Source organism: Burkholderia sp. Ac-20349, assembly GCF_017104865.1.
GTDB classification, from domain to species: domain Bacteria; phylum Pseudomonadota; class Gammaproteobacteria; order Burkholderiales; family Burkholderiaceae; genus Burkholderia; species Burkholderia aenigmatica.
In genome coordinates this window covers 43,416-64,299 of the sequence record NZ_JAAGPM010000029.1, presented here as the reverse complement: position 1 = coordinate 64,299, position 20,884 = coordinate 43,416, and the positions used below count along the sequence as shown (strand labels likewise).

At 68.6% G+C, this 20,884-nt stretch carries 18 protein-coding genes; 11 read left to right on the top strand and 7 right to left on the bottom strand.

What is annotated here, in order from left to right; translation table 11 throughout:
* On the bottom strand, positions 1–363 hold a 363-nt coding region (locus G3N61_RS12985; protein WP_205822615.1), incomplete at its 3' end, for a hypothetical protein.
* A gap of 553 nt (positions 364–916) precedes the next feature.
* On the opposite strand from G3N61_RS12985, the gene G3N61_RS12980 reads away from it, so the two are divergent.
* Entirely contained in the window at positions 917–1,171 is a 255-nt protein-coding gene (locus G3N61_RS12980) for a DUF3562 domain-containing protein (RefSeq protein ID WP_089453005.1), read from the top strand.
* Between the two features lie 344 nt (positions 1,172–1,515).
* Positions 1,516–3,315 carry a methyl-accepting chemotaxis protein gene (locus G3N61_RS12975; RefSeq protein ID WP_043183691.1) on the top strand — a complete coding sequence of 600 codons (1,800 nt, stop codon included), beginning with the start codon at positions 1,516–1,518 and terminating at the stop codon, positions 3,313–3,315.
* A gap of 30 nt (positions 3,316–3,345) precedes the next feature.
* Here the strand turns inward: G3N61_RS12975 and G3N61_RS12970 are convergent, their stop codons facing one another.
* On the bottom strand, positions 3,346–4,383 hold the full coding sequence (locus tag G3N61_RS12970; protein WP_089453093.1) for a sigma-54 dependent transcriptional regulator: 1,038 nt from the start codon (positions 4,381–4,383) through the stop codon (positions 3,346–3,348).
* Positions 4,384–4,791: 408 nt separating this feature from the next.
* Between G3N61_RS12970 and G3N61_RS12965 the strand changes: the two genes are divergently transcribed.
* Positions 4,792–6,777 carry an ATP-binding protein gene (locus G3N61_RS12965; protein ID WP_205822614.1) on the top strand — a complete coding sequence of 662 codons (1,986 nt, stop codon included), beginning with the start codon at positions 4,792–4,794 and terminating at the stop codon, positions 6,775–6,777.
* Positions 6,778–6,952: 175 nt separating this feature from the next.
* On the opposite strand, the gene G3N61_RS12960 is transcribed toward G3N61_RS12965, so the two are convergent.
* Together G3N61_RS12960 and G3N61_RS12955 are read right to left on the bottom strand one after the other, a co-directional pair.
* Positions 6,953–7,384, bottom strand: a complete 432-nt coding sequence (locus tag G3N61_RS12960; RefSeq protein ID WP_205822612.1) for a CBS domain-containing protein — start codon at positions 7,382–7,384, stop codon at positions 6,953–6,955.
* Between the two features lie 340 nt (positions 7,385–7,724).
* The gene (locus G3N61_RS12955; protein ID WP_043183698.1) at positions 7,725–7,973 is read right to left on the bottom strand and encodes a hypothetical protein; all 249 of its coding nucleotides are present in this window, start codon (positions 7,971–7,973) and stop codon (positions 7,725–7,727) included.
* Between the two features lie 140 nt (positions 7,974–8,113).
* Here G3N61_RS12955 and G3N61_RS12950 point away from each other — a divergent pair, with 140 nt between their 5' ends.
* From G3N61_RS12950 to G3N61_RS12930, 5 genes are all read left to right on the top strand, one after another.
* Entirely contained in the window at positions 8,114–8,413 is a 300-nt protein-coding gene (locus tag G3N61_RS12950) for a hypothetical protein (RefSeq protein ID WP_205822610.1), read from the top strand.
* Positions 8,414–8,746: 333 nt separating this feature from the next.
* Complete coding sequence (locus G3N61_RS12945) at positions 8,747–9,058, top strand: hypothetical protein (protein WP_089453001.1); 312 nt, start codon at positions 8,747–8,749, stop codon at positions 9,056–9,058.
* 206 nt (positions 9,059–9,264) lie between these two features.
* A complete protein-coding gene (locus tag G3N61_RS12940) occupies positions 9,265–10,143 on the top strand; it encodes a MipA/OmpV family protein (protein WP_043183702.1) in 879 nt (292 codons plus the stop codon).
* Between the two features lie 98 nt (positions 10,144–10,241).
* Positions 10,242–11,936, top strand: a complete 1,695-nt coding sequence (locus tag G3N61_RS12935; RefSeq protein WP_205822609.1) for a VRR-NUC domain-containing protein — start codon at positions 10,242–10,244, stop codon at positions 11,934–11,936.
* A complete protein-coding gene (locus G3N61_RS12930; RefSeq protein ID WP_205822608.1) occupies positions 11,933–14,233 on the top strand; it encodes an ATP-dependent DNA helicase in 2,301 nt (766 codons plus the stop codon). Before G3N61_RS12935 ends, G3N61_RS12930 begins: the two co-directional genes overlap by 4 nt.
* 105 nt (positions 14,234–14,338) lie before the next feature.
* Here G3N61_RS12930 and G3N61_RS12925 read toward each other — a convergent pair whose 3' ends face one another.
* Positions 14,339–15,109, bottom strand: a complete 771-nt coding sequence (locus tag G3N61_RS12925) for an IclR family transcriptional regulator C-terminal domain-containing protein (protein WP_011355232.1) — start codon at positions 15,107–15,109, stop codon at positions 14,339–14,341.
* A 141-nt stretch (positions 15,110–15,250) separates the two neighbouring features.
* Here G3N61_RS12925 and G3N61_RS12920 point away from each other — a divergent pair, with 141 nt between their 5' ends.
* Complete coding sequence (locus tag G3N61_RS12920; RefSeq protein WP_205822607.1) at positions 15,251–16,192, top strand: energy transducer TonB; 942 nt, start codon at positions 15,251–15,253, stop codon at positions 16,190–16,192.
* A 66-nt stretch (positions 16,193–16,258) separates the two neighbouring features.
* The gene (locus G3N61_RS12915) at positions 16,259–16,408 is read left to right on the top strand and encodes a hypothetical protein (RefSeq protein ID WP_241017723.1); all 150 of its coding nucleotides are present in this window, start codon (positions 16,259–16,261) and stop codon (positions 16,406–16,408) included.
* A gap of 145 nt (positions 16,409–16,553) precedes the next feature.
* Here the strand turns inward: G3N61_RS12915 and G3N61_RS12910 are convergent, their stop codons facing one another.
* Both G3N61_RS12910 and shiA read right to left on the bottom strand, forming a co-directional pair.
* Complete coding sequence (locus G3N61_RS12910; protein ID WP_205822606.1) at positions 16,554–17,855, bottom strand: UDP-N-acetylglucosamine 1-carboxyvinyltransferase; 1,302 nt, start codon at positions 17,853–17,855, stop codon at positions 16,554–16,556.
* A gap of 217 nt (positions 17,856–18,072) precedes the next feature.
* Positions 18,073–19,380 carry a shikimate transporter gene (shiA, locus tag G3N61_RS12905; protein ID WP_205822605.1) on the bottom strand — a complete coding sequence of 436 codons (1,308 nt, stop codon included), beginning with the start codon at positions 19,378–19,380 and terminating at the stop codon, positions 18,073–18,075.
* A gap of 356 nt (positions 19,381–19,736) precedes the next feature.
* On the opposite strand from shiA, the gene G3N61_RS12900 reads away from it, so the two are divergent.
* Entirely contained in the window at positions 19,737–20,864 is a 1,128-nt protein-coding gene (locus G3N61_RS12900; protein ID WP_205822604.1) for a VOC family protein, read from the top strand.
* The last annotated feature ends 20 nt before the right edge of the window (positions 20,865–20,884 follow it).

The following is a 20,884-nucleotide window of genomic DNA, read 5'->3' as shown; positions in this document are numbered from 1 at the left end:
CGCGACATGCAGCGGCGCGCACGCGCTGCACGTGCGGTTGCGCAGGCGGTTTGCATGCGGCCAGCCGGGGCGCGCCTTACGGCGCGGCTCCGCAACGGCCGCCGCGTCGGAGGCGGCCCGCGCGCAGAGTGCCGCGGCGAACCGTTGCAACGCGAGGACCGAGCCCGCGACGCTCTGGTACTTCTCGCGGCCGATCTGCCCGTCGAGCGTGACGAGCAACCCGGCTTCGCGTGCGAGCGCAAGCAAGGTGTCGATATTGTCGGACGGACGGTTGCCGGCCGACACCGCACGGGCGGGCAGGGCGCGCGCGTTGCCCGACGCGCGCCGCTGGCCGTCCCGGCCCGGTAAGTTGCGATGTCCCATGGTTGGTCTCCTGCGCCAGGCCCCGCATGCCGGCTCGATGGCCGGCTGAGCGATTGCCCGTATGAACGTTTCGTCCATGTCATCAGTATCGTGTGGCGCCCGTGCGCTGCCAAGCAGCGCGCGCTGAAGTCGCTGTCAGGGATTGCGCGGGGCGTATCGGAATCCGCTGACACGCAGTGCGACCGATCGGCCGTCCCGGCGACGATCCGGCGCGTTCGTTCCGACGAATGGGCCGGGCGTGGTGGCGGTCGCTTGACGCATGATTTCGGCCGGTCTAACTTCGCCACTGCATCGGCGTCGAGCGGCCTCCATCGTTTGCCCGCCACCGGTGCCGCGCCTCGGGGTGGCGTGGCAGGGCTTCCAGTCTCGTTCGCGGGCAGTTCGCGCCGCGGATCTTGCGCGGTCGGTTCGGGGACGAATCGGCGCGGCGGCACGCAACGTGCCGTTGATCGCGCGCAAACACGCGCCGGCGCATCGCACGCCGCGCGGCCGTTCAGTCTTTAAGCTTCCGGTATCTACTTCTTTTCGTTCCTCGACCGTCAGGAGTCCGTCGATGTCCAAGGACAATTTGCTCGATTCACTCAAGGAAGCCGCCAAACAGCGCGCGATCGGTTCGGATCAGTTGCGTGCGATGCTCGACGACGAAGTGCGCGTCTTGTCGTCCGACGCGCGGGTGCACGACTACATCCACGTGTTCGCGATCCGGCACCTGCGCGAACGGATGCGCCAGCAAGACGATTTCGACCACGACACGCGCTCCGACGGGGCGCCCGCGGAATCCGATCCGCGTCCGAGCCACCGCCTGTGACGGGCACACGCCGCGGCTGACGCCGCGGACGTGACGCGCTCCGTCGCCGGGCCAAGGCCGGATCCTGATCGACATGCAGGCATCCGTCGACAGCGAACCGGCCTGTTCCCATTCCCTTTCGATTGCCGTGCACAAGATCGCCCGCACCGTCGTCGCATCCGGCGACGGCGTGCGCGCGCGGCGCCGGCCGGGTACGGCGGTCCCGGCGCCCCCTGAAAACCGACGTTGCGTTTCGTCATACGTTTCACTGAATTGTCACGGCGGCCTCAAGTAAGCGGCGCGATTGCCGTTTACCCGGTGAATTCGTCCACCGGGCGTTCGCGCTCCCTTACCGAGTCGTTGCCATGTTCTCGTCCATCCGCGCCCGCATCCTCGCCGCGTGCGTCTCCATCGTCGTATTCGCGCTCGTCGCCACCACGCTCATCAACTATTTCATCGCGCGTTCGTACAACGACGACGCGATCGATCGCAACCTGACCTCCGTCGCAAGCGGCCACGTGGTCGGGATCGCCGACTGGGTCGCCACCCGGAGCCGGATGATTGCGTCGTTGCAGGATGCCGCGCTGACCCCCGATCCGCTGCCGGTGTTCAAGCAGATGGCCACGGCCGGTGGCTTCACGAACGTCTACGCGGGCTATGCCGACAAGGCGTTCCACTTCTCCGACCCGACCGGCATCCCGCCCGACTACGATCCGACCGGCCGCCCGTGGTACAAGCAGGCCGCGCAGGCCGGCAAGCCGGTCGTCACGCCGCCTTACGTCGACGCCGGCACGGGCAACCTCGTCGTCACGTTCGCGGTGCCGATCCTGCGCGACGGCGCGCTGAAAGGCGTCGTCGCCGCGGACGTGTCGATGGACACCGTGATCGCGAACGTGAAGTCGATTCACCCGACGCCCGCGAGCTTCGGGATGTTGATCGACAGCAACGGCCACGTGGTTGCGCACCCGGACGCGAAGCTCACGCTGAAGCCGGTCGCCGACGTGTCGGCCGAACTTGGCGCGACGAACGGTGCGACGATCGCGGCCGCGACCGCGCCCGTCGAGGTGAGCGTCGGCGGTGATGCGAAGCTGGTGCGCGCGCGCCCCGTGCCGGGCACCGACTGGTACGCGCTGGTGCTGCTCGACAAGAGCGAAGCGACGGCCGGCATGCGCTCGCTGCTGACCGCATCGCTGATCACGCTGCTCGTGATCGTCGCCGTCGCGTCGGTGATCATCGGCGCGATCACCGCGACCGCGTTCCGCCGCCTGTCGCAAGTGCGCCAGGCGATGGCCGCGATCGGCTCGGGCGCCGGCGACCTGACGCAGCGCCTGCCGGCCGACGGCCGTGACGAAGTGGCCGACATCGCACGCTCGTTCAACAGCTTCGTCGACAAGCTGAACGACGTGATGCGCCAGATCCGCGATGCGAGCGAGTCGGTGCGCACGGCCGCGAACGAGATCGCGGCGGGCAACCAGGACCTGTCGTCGCGCACCGAATCGGCGGCGGCGAGCCTCGAGGAAACGGCGGCATCGATGGAAGAGATCACCGCGACCGTCGGCCAGTCGGCGGCGGCGGCCGGGCAGGCCGACGAACGCGCGGCGGCCGCGTCGCGGATCGCGTCGCATGGTGGCGTGGTCGTGTCGGACGTCGTCGCGACGATGGAGAAGATCGAGGAAGCATCGGGCCGGATCGGCGACATCATCGGCGTGATCGACGGGATTGCGTTCCAGACCAACATCCTCGCGCTGAACGCGGCCGTCGAAGCGGCGCGCGCGGGCGAGCAGGGCCGCGGCTTCGCGGTGGTCGCGCAGGAAGTGCGCAGCCTCGCGCAACGCAGCGCGCAGGCCGCGCGCGAAGTGAAGGTGCTGGTCGAATCGACGGTCGCGAGCGTGTCGGCCGGGTCCGGGCAGGTGCGTCAGGCCGGCGATACGATGCGCGAGATCGTGTCCAACGTGTCGAACGTGACGACGATCATCTCCGAGATCACGCACGCGGCGAACGAGCAGACGCGCGGCATCCAGGAAGTGAATCGCGCGGTCACGCAGCTCGACGAAATGGTGCAGCAGAACGCGGCGCTCGTCGAACAGTCGACCGCCGCGGCGACCGCGCTGCAGTCGCAGGCGAACGCGCTGGCGACGACGGTCGGGCGCTTCAAGGTCGCGTAACGCGGCGCGCGGGAAGCGCGGCCGCACCGCTCAGGAGCGGCCGCCGTCGCGCATCAGCGCGAGCCGGTTGTAGAGCGTTTTCAGGCTGATCCCGAGCGCTTTCGCGGCGCGCGGCTTGTTGCCGTCGAAGTGGCGCAGCGTCGCCGCGATGAAGCGCTGCTGCGCATGGTGCAAGGTCGCGCCGAGCGGCAGCGCCATCGTGTTCTCCGACAGGCGCTCGGGCGGCATCGCCGGCTTCGGCAACGTGACGTCGATGCCCTCGTCCGCCAGGATGTACGCGCGCTCGATCGTGTTGTGCAGCTCGCGTACGTTGCCGGGCCACGAATACGCGCGCAACGCGGCGATCGCTGCTTCGGTCAGCCGCTTGTGCGAGTGATGCCGCGTGTTGAGCGCGTCGACGAATTCCAGCGCGATCGTCTCGATGTCGCCGTCGCGCTGGCGCAGCGGCGGCACGTACAGCGCAAACGCGGCGAGGCGGTAGAACAGGTCCTCCCGCAGCCGGCCGTCGCGCACGGCTTCGGCCGGGTTGTGGCGCGTGGCCGACACGATGCGCACGTCGAGCGGAATCGCGTCGGTGCCGCCCACCCGGACGATCGCATTCGATTCGATCGCCCGCAGCAGCTTCACCTGCAGCGGCGCGGGCATTTCCGCGATCTCGTCGAGCAGCAGCGTGCCGCCGCGCGCGGCTTCGAAAAAACCTTCCCGCTGCGCAATCGCGCCGGTGAAACTGCCTTTCTCGTGCCCGAACAACTGCGATTCCGCGATATCGGGCGGAATCGCGCCGCAGTTCACGGGGACGAACGGGCCATCCCGCCGGGCACTGAGATCGTGCAACCGGCGCGCGACGATATCCTTGCCGACCCCGCTTTCGCCGGCAATCATTACGCTCGCGCGGGTCGGCGCGATTTTCTCGATGCGGCCGAGCAGCGTGCGCATCGCGGACGACCGGCCTGACAGCCGGCGGCCGTCTGCGCGCTGCTTCGAACGGTTGGCGGTTTCTCCCATCGGTGCTGGCGGGCCGTTTTGAAAATCGGCACCACGCGTTCCGTTGATTGCAATATTTATCATCGACAGCGAAACGACCGCAAAGGTGCCGCGGAATAGAAATTTCCAATGTGCGCGGCGAGGGCGGAAGAAACAGGCCATCGATTCCTGACACGAATCGCGGCACTTCCGGGCCATCCAGGGTCGTATCGGTGCTTTTTTACAGCATTTCGATAAAAAAGCCGGTCGCGACCATGATGCGCCGATGCGGCGCGCGACAGCGGCCGGTGCCCGACCGGCCACCGCCCCCGGCCCTTGGGGCCGCCAGGCAGCCAGGCAAGCGGCACGGCGTACCATCGGCCATCCACGGCCTGAATCGGGCATGCCACTTGCGGATGTCATCCCGCTCGCCCGGCACGCTCGACGGCAGGCCTGCTGCTCGACCAGCGGCATGACACCGTGCGACGGGAGCCGGCGCGACGCAAGGATGCAATGAGAACCCTGACCCGTGAGCTGTTACGGCAGGGTGCATGGGTGGTGCTGGCCGTCGGGCTGGCGTCCGCGCTGCAGGCGTGGGCGGTTCGCGTCGTCGGCGAGCATGCGCCATTTGCGCCGCTGCCTTTCTATGTCGGCGTGGCGGCTGCCGCATGGCTGACGTCGTTCGGCGGCGGCCTGGCCGCGGCGGCCGCGAGCGTGGCCGTGATCGGCGTGTTGTGGTGGCGCGATGCGCCGCTGGCCACGCTGCTCGCGCAGGCCGGCGCATTCATCGCGATCAGCTTCGTCGAATGCGTGCTCGTGATGGCCGTGAAGCCGTTGCTCGCGAACGATCGTCTGCGCGAACCCGATGACGACGGCGACGCCGCTGCGCGCGAGCCGGCGCCTGCCGCCCGCGTCCCCGTTCCCGTTCCTGACGACGGCCTGCTGCGCCGCGTGGTCGATGCGTCGCCCGACGCGATCGTCGGGGTCGATGCCGCACGCCGGATCACGAGCTGGAATCCGGCCGCGCGACGGATCTTCGGCATCGACGCGGCGCAGGCCACCGGGCGCGATATCACCGCGATGATCGCGCCGCGCTGGTTGCGGCGGCATCCGGTGCCCGCGTCGTTCGCGAACCTGCATGCACTGGTCGGGCCGCTCGACGTGCTGTGCGTAAGGCGCGATGGCAGACGTTTTCGTGCGACCTTCGCCGCGTCGCCGATCGTCGATGCGCAGGGCCACTGCACGGGCCTGTCGATGACATTGCGCGAAGCGCGCGAACGCCGTCGCGGCGAGCGGCGCAACATGCGCTCGCTGCGCGGCGCGCGCGACGCTCGTGCCCAGGCGGACACGTCGAACCGGCTGAAGGACGAGCTGCTCGCGACGGTGTCGCACGAACTGCGCACGCCGCTGAACGTGATCTACGGCTGGGTCGAGGTACTGCGCAACGTCGATGGCCAGGGGCTCGCGCAACAGGCGGTCGATGCGATCGATCGCAGCGCGCGGTCGCTGTCGCACATGGTGGCCGACCTGCTCGACGCGTCGGCGCTCGCGACGGGCCGCTTGCGCCTCGAGCGCGTGCCGGTCGATCTCGTGCGGATCGTGCGCGATGCCACGCGTGAACTCGACGCGACGGCACAGGCGAGTGGGCTCGAACTGTCGACCGAATACGAGATGCCGACCTGCGTGATTCCGGCGGACCGCGAGCGCGTGCGTCAGGTCCTGTCGAACCTGTTGTCGAACGCGATCAAGTTCACGCCGCCGGGCGGCCGCATCGTCGTGTCGCTGACCCGTGCCGGCGAGCGCGTGCGGCTGTCGGTCGCCGATACCGGGCAGGGGATTGCGCCGGAATACCTGCCGCACCTGTTCGAGACGTTCAGCCGGCCCGAACGCGCATTCGCGTCGCCGAAGCGCGGCCTCGGGCTCGGCCTGTCGATCGTGCGCAACATCGCGCAACTGCATGGCGGCGAGGTCGTCGCGACGAGCGCCGGCACCGGACGCGGGACGACCGTCACGGTCACGCTGCCGGCGGGCTGGGACGCCGACGATCCGGCCGAGAATCTGCTGCACGCGGGGGGCACGCCCGACACGGTGGCGCTCGACGGCCAGCGCGTGCTCGTCGTCGACGACGATGCGACATCGCGCGCGAGCCTTGCCGCGGCACTCGAAACGATGGGTGCACAGGTGTCGACCGCGCAATCGGGGCACGACGCGCTCGACGTGGTGGAACGGCAAGCGCCGAACGTCGTGCTGTCGGATCTCGCGATGCCGGACGGCGACGGCTTCTGGCTGCTCGACCGCATTCGCCATTTGCCGGGCGGCAGCGGGCATCTGCCCGTCATCGCGGTCACCGCGCACGCCGGCAACGCCGACCGGCATCGCGTGATGGCCGCCGGCTTCGACGCGTATCTGTGCAAGCCGGTGGACATGCCGACGCTGGCGAGCGTGATTGCCGATGTCGCACCCGACGCTGAGCACGATCGGAAGCCGCGCCGGCGGTAGCAGCCGGCGGCCGCGCACTGACCGGCGAGCGCGTGACTGCTTGCCGCCTTCAGGGCCATTCGACGGTTGCCGCCGACGATGCGTGTGTCGGCGCGCGACGGTCTGTCCGTCGTCATCAAACCTCTCCTGATCGATGCGGCACCCGGGCGGGCCACGCGCCATGAATGAGCGCCGGTCAGCGCCGGCGCGGCAGCGACACGTCCTCGAGCGTATTGGCCAGCTCGTCGCGCTCGGGGCCGCCCGCGCGTGTCGCGATGTCGCCGAGCGACACGATGCCGACCAGCCGCCGGTTGCGGTCGAGCACCGGCAATCGATGCAACTGCACGTCGGCCATCCGCTGCTGGACGTCGCCGACGCCGTCGTCCTCGACACACCATTGCACGGGCGTGGACGCGACCGCCTTGACGGGCGTATCGGACGCATGGCCGTGCGACAGTCCGCGCACGGCGAGGTCGCGATCGGTCACGATCGCGACGAGTTCGGTGCCATCGCAAACGGGCAGCACGCCGATATCGAAGCGCTGCATCAGTTCGGCCGCATGGCGAATCGTGTCGGTCGGCGCGACGCACACCACGTCGCGCGACATGATCTCGGTGACGCGATACATGAACGTCTCCTTCGTGAGCGAGACGATGAGGAAGCAGACGGCGTGCCGCGCGCGTGCCGCCCACGCCGGGCCGCGACGGCCAGGCGACGGAGAAATTTGCCAGCCCGCTTGTACATCTTCCACGGCGGCAGCCGTGAACGGGCGGGGCGGGACGTCAGTGGCCGATGCCCGTCATCGCGACGATCGCGAGCACCACTGCGCTTTCGATCGCCGCCAGCGCAGCGACGCCGGCGGCGCCGCTGATTTCATGCCATCTGCGTTCAAGGCGTTTCATCAGATCAACTCCGGATTGCTCCGGCGCGCCGTTGCGCCGCCGCGCAGCGCGGGCCGGGTGCCACCGTCAGCCGTGATCGGGGGGCGGGGAAGGAACGTGCGGCGCGCGGCGTTCGTGCTCGCCGGACGGCTTGGCAGGATCGATACGGGTCGCGCCGCCAACGGCGGGCGGGTCGCTGGCCGGAAACGTCTCCTCGAGTCCCTCGTCGATGCGTTCCTCCGTCTTGTCTTTGGACGGCGGGCGCGACGTGGCGAGCCAGAGCAGTCCGGCAGCCGGTGACACGGCGTCGTGGCGGCCGGGGGCGTGAACGGTCATGGTCGAACCTCCTTGGTCATGGATGCGGGCGCAAGCGCCATGCCTGCGCGGGCCGACGGCACGACGCTTGCGCGTCGGCGGAACCGTACGGGGCGCGGCGCAGCCACGCGCGCCGTCGGCGTGGACGAGAGGACATCGTGATGAATGCATCCAAGGAAAGGATACGTTACGACGCGAACGTATGCGGCGGCGATTTCTCCCATGTGCGCGGACGTTTCGACACGTGGAAGCGCGAATCGCTGGTCTATCGGCCCGAGCGGCGCATGTTCAACGGCAAGGACGAGGTACGCGAACTGAACGACACCGTCTATGACGGCCCCGAGCGCGCGCAGCGGGCGCTCGTCGCGCAATGCACGCCGTCCGACCGGTTCGCGCTCGCGGTGCGGCTGATCGCGGAGGGGCGCGCGATGTGGCTGGTGATGGCGGCTTACGACGACTGAGCGCACCGCCGCGCCCGACCGGAGCGGGCAACCGGAGGAAAGTGGCGCCGCAGCGGGCACGCCATTTGCGCGCGCTGGCAGCGCCATCGAGATGCGCGCGCCGTCGCGCAGGAGAGACATGAAGACGCCATTCACGCTGCACCGCCCCGAGCCGACGACGCCCGACGTCGACCCGGATCCGCCGCCGCCCGGGCACGACGATCCCGTCGATCCGCCGGTACCCGACGGGCTGCCTCAGGGCGACCCGCCGTCGCACCCGCCGCCGATGGGGATGCCGGGAGGCAGCGGTGCGCCCCAACCGGCCGCGCGAAACCTGAAAAAAGGAGGACCCTCATGGACATTCACGTGCAATCGCCAGACAAGCGCGCGATCGCTCAGGTGCTGGGCCGCTATTTCGAATCGCGCTCGTTGCGCTATCACATCGAGGAATTGCCGGGCGGCGTGCTGCAGATCGGCTTTCGCGCCAGCGGCCACCCGGTCGCCGTCACCGTGTCGTTTGACGATGCCGCGTACGACACCTATACGCACTGGGATGCGAGCCAGAAGCAGCTCGCGCTCGGACGGCTTGCCGATGGCTTCTCGCGGATGATGTCGATGCGCAGCCCGGCCGCGCTGGCCGGCGACTATCACGTCGAGCGCTTCTGATTCCACCTCGCTTCACCGGTCGGTGCCGGCCAACGGCAAAGTGCCCGCGCGCAGCGGGCGCTTTGCGTCTGCGCGCGTGTCGCGTAGGATGTCCGTTAATTCAGCGCACGCTACGTTCGCGCCGCAGGCTGCCAGCCGCTGCAGCCGAAGAGGCGCAATGCGCTTTCCTTCAGGTTCGATTCGCGCAACCGACGGGGACCGCCTTGATGACTGCTGCTCGCCCTTTGCTGTCGCCCGGCGCACGCCGGTTCGTTTCCGGTGTGTCGGCCTGTGCGGCGCTCGTCGCGGCCGATGCCCGCGACGCGTCGGCCCAGACGCCTTCGCCGCTCGGCGAATGGCAATACTCGGCGGGTGTGCCGCTCGAAAAACTGTACGACCCGAACATCTCCACCTGGGATATCAGCGTGGGGGCTGCGATGACGCTGCAGCCGCGCTATGCGGGCTCCGATCGCTATCGCGTGATGGGCGGCCCGAATCTCGACATCCGCTATCGCGACCTGTTCTTCCTGTCGACGGGCGAGGGGCTCGGCGCGAACGTGCTGCGCGGGCCGAACTGGCGCGTGAGCCTGTCCGTCGGTTACGACCTCGGGCGTCGTTCAGCCGACGATACCGAACACCTGAACGGCCTCGACAACATCAACGCGGCACCGGTGATGAAACTGGCGGCCGATTACGTGATCTCGAAGGAATTTCCGCTCGTGCTGCGCGCGGATATCCGGCGCAGCCTCGGCGGCTCGAACGGCTGGGTCGGCGATTTCTCCGCGTACATGCCGCTGCCGGGCAGCAACGAGCATTTCTTCTGGTTCGCGGGGCCGACCGTATCGTTCGCCGATTCGCGCTACATGAACAGCTGGTTCGGCGTGAACCAGGGCGCCGCCGCGCGTTCCGGGTTGCCGGCCTATTCGTCGGGGGCCGGGCTCAAGTCGTTCGGCGCGGGCGTGACGATGGCCTGGTTCGTGAACAAGCACTGGTTCGTCACGATCGACGGCGCGATCGAGCAGCTCGTCGGCCGCGCCGCGCGCAGCCCGATCACGCAGCAGTCGACCAACGGCGTGTTCGACATGTCGGTGAATTACCAGTTCTGACGGCGGCCGGGCAGCAGGTCGGGACCATACGGGGTGCGGCATCCGCCGTCACATTTGATATGATTCCGACCTGTACAAATGTACAGTGATCAATCCCCGTGACGCCTGCTTCGCCGACGCCTCCGGCGTTTTACTACCTGACCAATTTCGAACGCGCGCTGGCCTGGCTCGGCGAGCGTTACGACGACCTGTTCGACGCGCACGAGCACGCGTTCGTCCGGCAGTTCGCGACGTTGCCGCAGGCGTCGCGCGCGCTGCTCGTGCGGATGCTGATGCGCAACGGGGCCGACTTCCGCGCCAGCAAGCTCGTGTACGACGAAATCGGTTGCACGCTCGACGCGGCCGCGCCGCTCGTCGAACTCGGCTGGGTCGACCCGGCGCCCGCGCTGACGCTCGACGAACTGTTCGCGCTGTCGACCAAGGCCGATCTGCTGCGCATCTTTCCGGCACTCGCCGCGCATGCGGGCGAGCGCAAGCCCGAATGGCTCGAACGGCTGCGGCCCGCGCACGACGTCGCGCAACCGCTCGACGCGTGGTGCGCGCAGGCCGGCGACCGCGTGCTGCGCGTGACGGTAGGCGCGCTGTGCGACCGGCTGCGCCTGATGTTCTTCGGCAATCTCCATCAGGACTGGAGCGAGTTCGTGCTCGCCGATCTCGGCGTGTTCCAGTACGAAAGCGTGCCGATCGCACCGTCGTCCCGTGCGTTCCAGCAGCGCGGCGACGTTGACGCGTATCTCGCGCTGCAGATGTGCCGCGATGCGCTCGACGCATGGCCCGACGATCTGCCGTTCGACGACCTGATGCGCGCGATCGACGCGGTCGGCTGCGCGCAGCCGTGGCTCGCGACGCGTCGCGCGAAGCTGCTGTTCGCGCTCGGGCAGACCTGCGAGCGCCGGGCCGACTGGACTGCCGCGCTCGACGCGTATGCGCGCAGCGCATGGCCCGGCAGCCGTCATCGGCGCATCCGCGTGCTCGAACGCTGCGGGCGTGACGACCAGGCGCTCGCGCTGGCGCTCGATGCGCGCGGCGGCTTCGAGAGCGACGAGGAACGCCAGCGTGTCGAGCGCATGCTGCCGCGCCTGCAGCGCCGGCTCGGCCAGCGCGTCGAACGTGCGGCGGCCGCCGCGGACGTACCGCGCGAAACGCTCGTGCTCGCGCGCCCCGACGCGTTCGTCAGTGTCGAATTCGCGGTGCGCGACCATCTCGCGCAAGCGGCTTCGCCGGTTCATTACGTCGAAAACACACTGATCAATTCGCTGTTCGGGCTGCTGTGCTGGGAGCCCGTGTTCGCGGCGGTGCCCGGTGCGTTTTTCCACCCGTTCCAGCGCGGCCCGGCCGATCTGCACGCGCCCGATTTCGCCGCGCGCCGGGCAGACGCGTTCGCCGCGTGTTTCGCGCAACTCGATTCGGGCGCCTATTGCGACACGATCCGCCGGCATTTCGCGACGAAGGCGGGGCTGCAATCGCCGTTCGTGTTCTGGGGCGTGCTGAGCGACGAACTGCTCGACGAGGCGCTCGCGTGCCTGCCGCCCGAGCACTTGCGGCTGTGGTTCACGCGCCTGCTCGCGGATATCCGCAGCAACCGCTCGGGGCTGCCCGATCTCGTCCGCTTCTGGCCCGGTGAGCGCCGCTACGAGCTGATCGAGGTGAAAGGCCCCGGCGACCGCCTGCAGGACAACCAGACGCGCTGGCTCGCCTACTGCGTCGCGCACGGCATCCCGGTGCGCGTGATCGATGTCGAGTGGGCCGGTGAAGGCGTCGCGCACGCCGAAGCGGCGGGTCTGTCCGCATGAGCTACGTCGTCGCGGTGCGGGCGATGTGCGAGTTCACCGCGCGACGCGGCGATCTCGACCTGCGCTTCACGCCCGCGCCGACCGCGCTCGAAGGCATCGCCGGCCACGGCGCGGTCACGTCGAGCCGCGGCGCACGCTACGAAACCGAGATCGCGCTGACGGGCACGTGGGGCACGCTCACCGTGCGCGGCCGCGCGGACGGCTACGATCCGGTGGCGAACCGCCTCGAGGAGATCAAGACCTATCGCGGCAGCCTCGATGCGATGCCGGCCAACCATCGCGCGCTGCACTGGGCGCAGGCGAAGGTCTATGCGCACCTGATGTGCGACGCGCGCGGCCTCACGGAAATCGACGTCGCGCTCGTCTATTTCGACATCGTGTCCGAGCGGGAGACGATGCTGACGCAAACGCTGGGGGCGGCCGAGCTCGCGACGTTCTTCGCCGAGCAGTGCGCGTGCTTCGTCGGCTGGGCCGAGCGCGAGACGGCCCATCGTGCGGCGCGCGATGCGGCGCTGCGCGCGCTCGCGTTTCCGCACGGACAGTTCCGCAGCGGCCAGCGCGAGCTGGCGGTGGCCGTCTATCGCGCGGCACGCGACGAGCGTTGCCTGATGGCGCAGGCGCCGACCGGCATCGGCAAGACGCTCGGCACCGTGTTTCCGCTGCTGAAGGCCTGCGGCGAGGGCGAGCTCGACCACGTGTACTTCCTGACCGCGAAAACGCCTGGCCGCGCGCTTGCGCTCGAAGCGGCGACGACGCTCGGCGCCGGCACGCCCGCGCTGCCGCTGCGCGTGCTGGAACTCGTCGCGCGCGACAAGGCATGCGAGCATCCCGACAGCGCGTGCCACGGCGAATCGTGTCCGCTCGCGAAAGGTTTCTACGACCGGCTGCCGGCCGCGCGCGATGCGGCGATCGAGGCCGGGCTGCTCGATCGGGACACGGTGCGCACGGCCGCGCTCGCGCATGACGTCTGCCCGTACTACCTGTCGCAAGAGCTCGCGCGCTGGTCCGACATGATGATCGGCGACTACAACTACTACTACGACGGCAGCGCGATGCTGCACACGCTTGCGCAGCAGAACCAGTGGCGCGTCGGCGTGCTCGTCGACGAAGCGCACAACCTGCTCGATCGCGCGCGCAAGATGTACAGCGCATCGCTCGATCCATTCGCATTCGCGGCCGCGCGCGAGGCCGCGCCCGCCGCGCTGCGCAAGGCCTTCGACCGGCTCGCCCGCGCCTGGGGTACGGTCAATCGCGCGCAGGCCGAGCGCTATGCCGCGTATCCGGAGATACCGGGCCCGATCGTGTCGGCCGTGCAGAACCTCGTCGCGGCGATCGGCGAACACCTGACCGACGCGCCGCGCGCGAACGGCGACGCGCTGCTGCGGTTTCATTTCGAGGCGATCCAGTTCGGCGTGCTGGCCGAAGCGTTCGACAGCGCGTCGATCTTCGACGCGACCCTGCATGGCGAGCCGATGCCGCGCCAGCCGGCACTCGATGGCGTTGCGGCGCCCGGCCGCCGGCGCCGCGTGCAGTCGACGCTGTGCGTGCGCAACGTGATTCCGGCCGGCTTTCTCGCATCGCGCTACGAAGCCGCGCGCGCGACCGTGCTGTTCTCGGGCACGTTGAGCCCGTTTCATTTCTATCGCGACACGCTCGGGTTGCCCGGCGACACGGGCTGGCTCGATGTCGACGGGCCGTTCCGCGCCGAGCAACTGACGGTGCGCGTCGCGAGCCACGTGTCGACGCGCTGGCGCGACCGCGACCGTTCGCTCGAACCGATCGTGGACCTGATCGCCGCGCAGTACGCGACGCGGCCCGGCAACTACCTCGGCTTCCTGAGCAGCTTCGACTACCTGGGGCGCGTGGTCGCGCTGATGCAGACGCGGCATCCGGACGTGCCCGTCTGGGCGCAGGCGCCCGGCATGGCCGAAAGCGAGCGCGACGCGTTTCTCGCGCGCTTCGACGCGGGCGGGCGCGGCGTCGGCTTCGCGGTGCTGGGCGGGGCGTTCTCGGAGGGTGTGGACCTGGTCGGCGAGCGGCTGATCGGCGCGTTCATCGCGACGCTCGGGCTGCCGCAGGTCAACGACGTCAACGAGCAGATGCGGCGCGCGATGGACGCGCGTTTCGGCAACGGCTACGACTACATGTACCTGTATCCGGGCTTGCAGAAGGTCGTGCAGGCGGCCGGGCGCGTGATCCGCACCGAGCACGACGAAGGCGTCGTGCATCTGATCGACGACCGTTACCGGCGGCGCGAAGTGCGCGATCTGCTGCCGCGGTGGTGGCGGATCGGGTGAGACGGAAGAAGCGCTGCCGGCAGGCTGCCGATTCCGGCAGGTGGGCGCCAGCCGTCGCGTAGCGAGATCGGGCGGCCGCGGACGCGGCCTGGGCGGGTGCTGCCGCTACAGCACATTCAGCATCGCGAGCGCGGCTTCCTGCAGGTGCGGGAGGACGCGCCGCACGGCTGCGTCGGTCGTCTCCGCGCCGATCGGCATGTTCGTGCTCAGCGCGGCGACCACTTCGCCGTGACGGTTCTTCAGCGGCACCGCGATCCCGCGCACGCCGACCTGCAATTGCTGTTCGATCGCCGCGAAACCGGCGTCGCGTGCCTGATCGACCTGTTCGAGCAGGCGCGCCTTGTTGGTGATCGTGTGCGGCGTGAACGGCGGCAGTTCGGTGTCGTCGAGCCATGCGCGCACGGCTTCGCGATCGGGATGATGGGCGAGCAGCACGACACCCGGCGACGTCAGCGGCGCCGGCACGCGCGCGCCGAGCACGAAGCCGGTCGTCATCACGCGCGACACGCCGTTGCGCGCGATGAACACGAGTTCCCAGCCGTCGAGCACGCTCACATACGCCGATTCGTTCAGCGATGCGCTCAATTGCTGCAGATAGGGCTGGACCGTGCGCGGCAGCCGCGCCGAATCGAAGTACGACCAGCCGACCCGCAGCACGCGCGGCGTGAGGCCGTACAGCTTGCCGTCGGTGTACACGTAGCCGAGCGATTCGAGCGTCAGCAGGTAGCGCCGCGCGGCCGTGCGCGTGAGGCCGGTACGCGCGGCGGCCTGGGTGGGCGTCATGCGCGCGTGCTGGCTGTCGAACGCCTCAAGGATCGCCAGGCCTTTTTCGAGGCCGGCAATCCAGTCGCGTCGGTCGAGTTCGGGCTTTTTCATCGTCGGAGGGGCGCTTGGGTGCGCGGTAATCGCGCGCGAATGGGCGATTATCGCGCAAATCGGATCTGTCGCAACGCATGGCCGGGCTTGTATGATTCGACGCTGGATGTGTGCCCCGAGTATGTGCCCCGAGCCCGGAACATGACCGTCGACGACAACCGATATCGCCTCCTGCCAATCGCCCGCCGTATCGCCCGCTGCGCCGTGCTGGTGGCGCTGGCGTCGTTGCCGGCGGCGCAGGTTTGGGCGGGGGCGCCGGCCACGCAGGATGCATGGACCGTGGCGGTCAGGCAGGCCATCCTGCAGCGGCTGCAGATCCCGGCCGGGTCGGGCCATCCGTCGTCCGGCACGTACAAGGCGCGCCTGAGCGCACGAATCGGCCGCGACGGCTCGGTGACGCAGGTGGAGATCGGGCAGTCGTCGGGCTATGCGGATCTGGATCAAGCAGCGGTGGCCGCGTTCCGGGGCGGGAACGTGCCGGCGTTCTCGCCGGACATGCCCCAGGATTCGATGCTGCTCAATGTGCCGATCGTCTTCGATCTCGGCCCGGCGCAACCGGATGCCGGCAACGGGCGGCGGTTCAGCGATGCGATGACGGGGCTGTCGTTCTCGGTGCCGGTGCCGCTGCAGTTGGGGGAACGGCATACGCGGCCGTCGATGCCGCTGGTCGTCGACGTGACGAATCCCGAGCCGGTGCCGCGCTACGCGGGGAAATCGAACAGCCTGTGCGCGGTGGCGCTGAAGTTGCAATCCTCCGCGATGGCCGACGTATCGCAGCGCGAACTGAATTCACCGGAGGCGATCGCCAACCTGAAGGCGTCGATCGAGTCGACGATTTCGATCCTCGGCGTGATCGAGCGCATGTCGCCGATCGAGCTCGGCGGCGGCGTGAAGGGGCAGGAAACCGTGTATTCGCCGAAGATCGGGCCCGATCATGAGCGCGTCAGGTTGTACATGGCGCTCGGCGATACGCCGAACTACCGGATCAGCCTGACGTGCGCGACCTATGTGGAAGACATGCCGAAAGCGTTGCCGCTGTTCCGCAGCATCGTGAAAACGATGGCGTTGGGGACGTCGCACTGAGCGGCAGTCATGACGTCGGGGCGAGGTGCGCCGCGTTCAGGGCTGCGGAAGGCGCCGGACAACCTGATGGACACGAGCGTCCAGTATCCATCCAGCCCGACCGACGACAGCCTCGGGCTGCGGCCGAGCCATCCCGCACGCGGGACGACCGCGGTGATGCTGTACGGCTTCGATCACATGGGCGCGGGCGACGTCGACTGCGGGGACGCAGAGTGACGCCTGGCGGGTAGCACGGCCGGCCGGAACCGGCCGACGGGCAGGCGATGCCGATTGCCGGGCTGCCTGTCGAGGCAGCCGGAAGAAAACGGAAGGGGAAAAGGCGGCCGCGATGTCACGCGTACCGCCTCCGGTGCAGCGCTCGTTACTCGCTGCTCGTCCACTCGACGTTCGCGCCGACCGAGCGCAGGTTCTCGACGAAGTGCGGGTGCGCGCGGCGGATCGGCAGCGCGTTCATGATTTCCGAGCGGCCTTCGATGCTCGCGGCCACCATCAGCAGCGCGATCGCGACGCGGATGATGTACGGGCTTTCGACGCGCGCGGGCGTCAGTTGCAACCCGCCGAACGTGATCAGCCGATGCGGATCGGACAGCAGCACGTGCGCGCCGAACTTCGACAGTTCGCCCGACCAGCCGAGCGCACCGTCGTAGACCTTGTTCCAGAACATCGCGCTGCCTTCCGCGCGCACGCCGAGCGCGATGAAGATCGGCAGCAGGTCGACCGGCAGGTACGGCCACGGCGCGGCTTCGACCTTGGTGAGAATGTTCTGCGTGAACGGGCGGCGCACGCGCAGCGGGCCGTCGCGTTCCGCACGCGACCAGCCGTCGCGGTGCGTGATGTTGACGCCGAACTTCGCGAACGTGCGGTCGATCAGCGGGAAGTGTTCTGGCGACGAGTTGCGCACCGTGATGTCGCCGCCCGTGATCGCGCCGAGCGCGAGGAACGTCGCGATCTCGTGGAAATCCTCGGCGAAGCGGAACTCGCCGCCGCCGAGCTTGCGGCCGCCCGTCACGCAGAGCCGCGACGTGCCGATGCCCTCGATCGCGACGCCGATCATCGAGAGGAACTGGCAGAACTCCTGCACATGCGGCTCGGACGCGGCATTCATCAGCGTCGACGTGCCGTTCGCGGTCGTTGCGCACAGCGCGAAGTTCTCGGTGGTCGTCACCGACGCGTAGTCGAGCCAGTGGTCGTTGGCCGTCAGCGGGCCGTCGGTGCGGACGATCAGCGAATCGGGCGTGCGCTCGATGTGCGCGCCGAAGCGCTCGAACACCTCGACGTGCGGATCGATCTCGCGCACGCCGAGCGTGCAGCCCTTTACGTCGTTCTCGAGGCGCGCGACGCCGAAACGCGCGAGCAGCGGCGGGATCAGCATGATCGACGAGCGCATCGCTTCCGGCAGTCGATGGACCGCCGGATCGAATTTCGTGTTGCGATGGTGGAGTTCGAGCAGGCCCGTCGTGAAGTCGACCGATACGTCGCTGCCGAGCGTGCGGAAGATGTCGAGGATCTTGCGTACGTCGGTGATATCCGGCACGCCGATGAGACGCAGCGGCTGATCGGTCAACAGGGTGGCGCACAGAATCGGCAGGACGGCGTTCTTGTTCGCGGACGGCTTGATGTCCCCGCGCAGCGGAGTGCCGCCGTGGACGATGAGATTCGACATGATATGGGGGCGTATCGGTGACTGACGTAGGCCCATATGATGCCATTGGTCGGCGGGCGGCGTGGAATGTTCAGAGGGGAAAAGGGGGAATCGGGGCGTGTAACTGACAGTGTTTGACGTCGCGCGCACGAACGGAAGGCAGTGGCGCCGTTGCCGGTCACCGTTGAACAATGCGTGATGGCCGGCCGCGGGTCAGGCCGGCCATCCGGACGAGTTGTTACTGCGCCGCCCGCATCCGCGCGGCGACGACCAGCGAGATCAGGCAGCCCACCGCGAGATAGCCAGCGACGAGGTGCCACGAACCGCCCGCCACACTGACGAGGCCCACCGCGATGAACGGCGTGAACCCGCCGCCGACCACGCTCGCGAACTGGTAGCCGACGCCCGCGCCGCTATAGCGGTATTCGGCGCCGAACAGTTCCGTGAACAGCGGCTGCTGGACGCTCACGACCATGTCGTGTGCGGCGTTCGCGAGCAGGATCGAGAAGATCACGATCCACGCGATCGACCGCGCCTCGAGCGCGAGGAAGAACGGCACCGCCGACGCGACGCCGATCAGCGCACCGATCAGGTAGATGCGGCGCAGGCCGTAGCGGTCGGCCAGCCACGCAAAGCACGGGATCGTCACGCAGCTCACCGCGCCGACCAGCAGGCCGATGTTCAGGAACAGGTCGCGCGACATGCCGAGGTTCGTCGTCGAATAGCTGAGCGCGAACGCGGTGACGATGTACATCGTGAACAGTTCGGCGAGGCGCAGCGCGATGATCAGCAGGAACGCCTTCGGATGGCGCGTCAGCGCTTCGAGCACCGGCAGGCGCAGCTTGCGGTTGCCGTGTTCGACCTTGTCGACGAACTCCTGCGATTCGTCCATGTTCTTGCGCACCCACAGCCCGATCAGCACGAGCACGATGCTGAACACGAACGGCAGGCGCCAGCCCCACGACTTGAACGCGGCCTCGCCGAGCGTGTGGCTCAGGATCGACACGATGCCCGTGGCCAGCACGAGGCCGACGCCGTAGCCGACCTGCACACCGCTGCTATAGAACGCCTTCTTCTGCTTCGGCGCGCTCTCGACGGCCATCAGCGCCGCGCCGCCCCATTCGCCGCCGACCGCGAAACCCTGGATCGCGCGCATCAGCACCAGCAGCACGGGCGCCCACCAGCCGATCGTCGAAAACGCCGGCAGCAGGCCGATCGCGACCGTCGACAGCCCCATCAGCATCACGGTCAGCACCAGCATCCGCTTGCGGCCGAGCCGGTCGCCGTAGTGGCCGAACACGACGCCGCCGAGCGGCCGGAACAGGAAGCCGACGCCGAAGGTCGCGAATGCCGCGAGCGTGCCCATCGTCGGGCTGACTTTCGGGAAGAACTCGGAATTGAATACCAGCGCGGCGACGATCCCGTACAGCAGGAAGTCGTACCAGTCGACCACGGCGCCGACGAAGCTGCCGATCGCGGCCTTGCGGGCCTGGCTGCGTATGCGGGCACTGGCGGTAGCGTCGAGGGTGTCGATGGTTGGGGTCATGGCGGTGTCTCCTGGCACGGCGCATCGAGGAATCGTGGCGGCGCCGCGTCCGATGCTGCATTGAAGTCGATGGGTGAACGGAGAATAGGGTGCGCGCCGCCCGGCGGCAATTGGCCAAACGGGCAAAGTGCGCGATTATCGTTCAAATCCGTGCGATTATCGAACGCTTTCCGGGTTTGCACTAGGCGGGGCGGCGATATCCCGTTTGGCCAGGGTGTGCCGCCGTGAACGATCTGGTTAAAATCTGCAGCATTGATAACTCGCCCGTTCGGGGCGGATGCGCGGCGGCCGCCCTGGCCGCGCATGCCGCACGCAACGGGCGCCATCCCCATCGACGCATGCCCCCGGAGACTGGAATGCCCGGCAATTCCCCCCCCCTGTCCAGCGATACGCCGCCCGTTGCCGATCCGGCTGCCAATCCGCTGGGGATGGCCGGCCTCGAATTCGTCGAATTCGCGGCGCCCGTGCCGGAAGCGCTCGCGCAGCGCTTCGAGCAGCTCGGGTTCAAGGCGATCGCGCGGCATGTCAGCAAGAACGTCACGCTCTATCGGCAAGGACAGATGCATTTCCTGATCAACGCCGAGCCCGAATCGTTCGCCGCACGCTACGCGGAGGAATACGGGATGGGCGTCTGCGCGATCGGGTTGCGCGTGGCCAGCGCCCGGCGCGCGTTCGAGCGGGCGATCGAGCTCGGCGCGTGGGCGTTCGAAGGCGAGAAGGTCGGGGTCGGCGAGCTGAAGATTCCGGCGATCCAGGGCATCGGCGATTCGCACCTCTATTTCGTCGACCGCTGGCGCGGGCGCGACGGCCAGCGTGGCGGCGTCGGCGATATCTCGATCTTCGACATCGATTTCCGGCCGATCGACATCGCGACCGCGCATACCGATCTCGACTGCGTGGGCGTCGGGCTGCAGCAGGTCGATCATTTCACGCAGACCGTCGGCGCGGGGCGCATGCAGGAGTGGCTGGATTTCTACCACGACCTGCTGCATTTTCGCGAGATCCACGAAATCGACGCGCACTGGCATGTGTCGGAGGAATCGCGTGTGATGGTGTCGCCGTGCGGCGCGGTGCGGATTCCGGTCTACGAGGAAGGTACGCGGCGTACCGAGCTGATGCACGCGTATCTGCCCGACCATCCGGGCGAGGGCGTGCAGCATGTCGCGCTGGCCACCGACGACATCCTGTCGTGCGTCGATGCGCTGCGTGCGAACGGCGTCGAATTCATCGAGCCGCCGGCCCGCTATTACGACGACGTCGACGCACGGCTGCCGGGGCACGGCGTCGATCTCGACGCGCTGCGCCGCCGCGCGGTGCTGGTCGACGGCGAAATCGGCAGCGACGGCGTGCCGCGCCTGTTCTTCCAGACCTTCGTCAAGCGCCGGCCCGGCGAAATCTTCTTCGAAGTCGTGCAGCGCAAGGGGCACCACGGGTTCGGGGAAGGGAATCTCGCGGCGCTCGCCCGCGCCCGCGACGCCGGCTGAGCGGCCGCGGCGCCCGCATC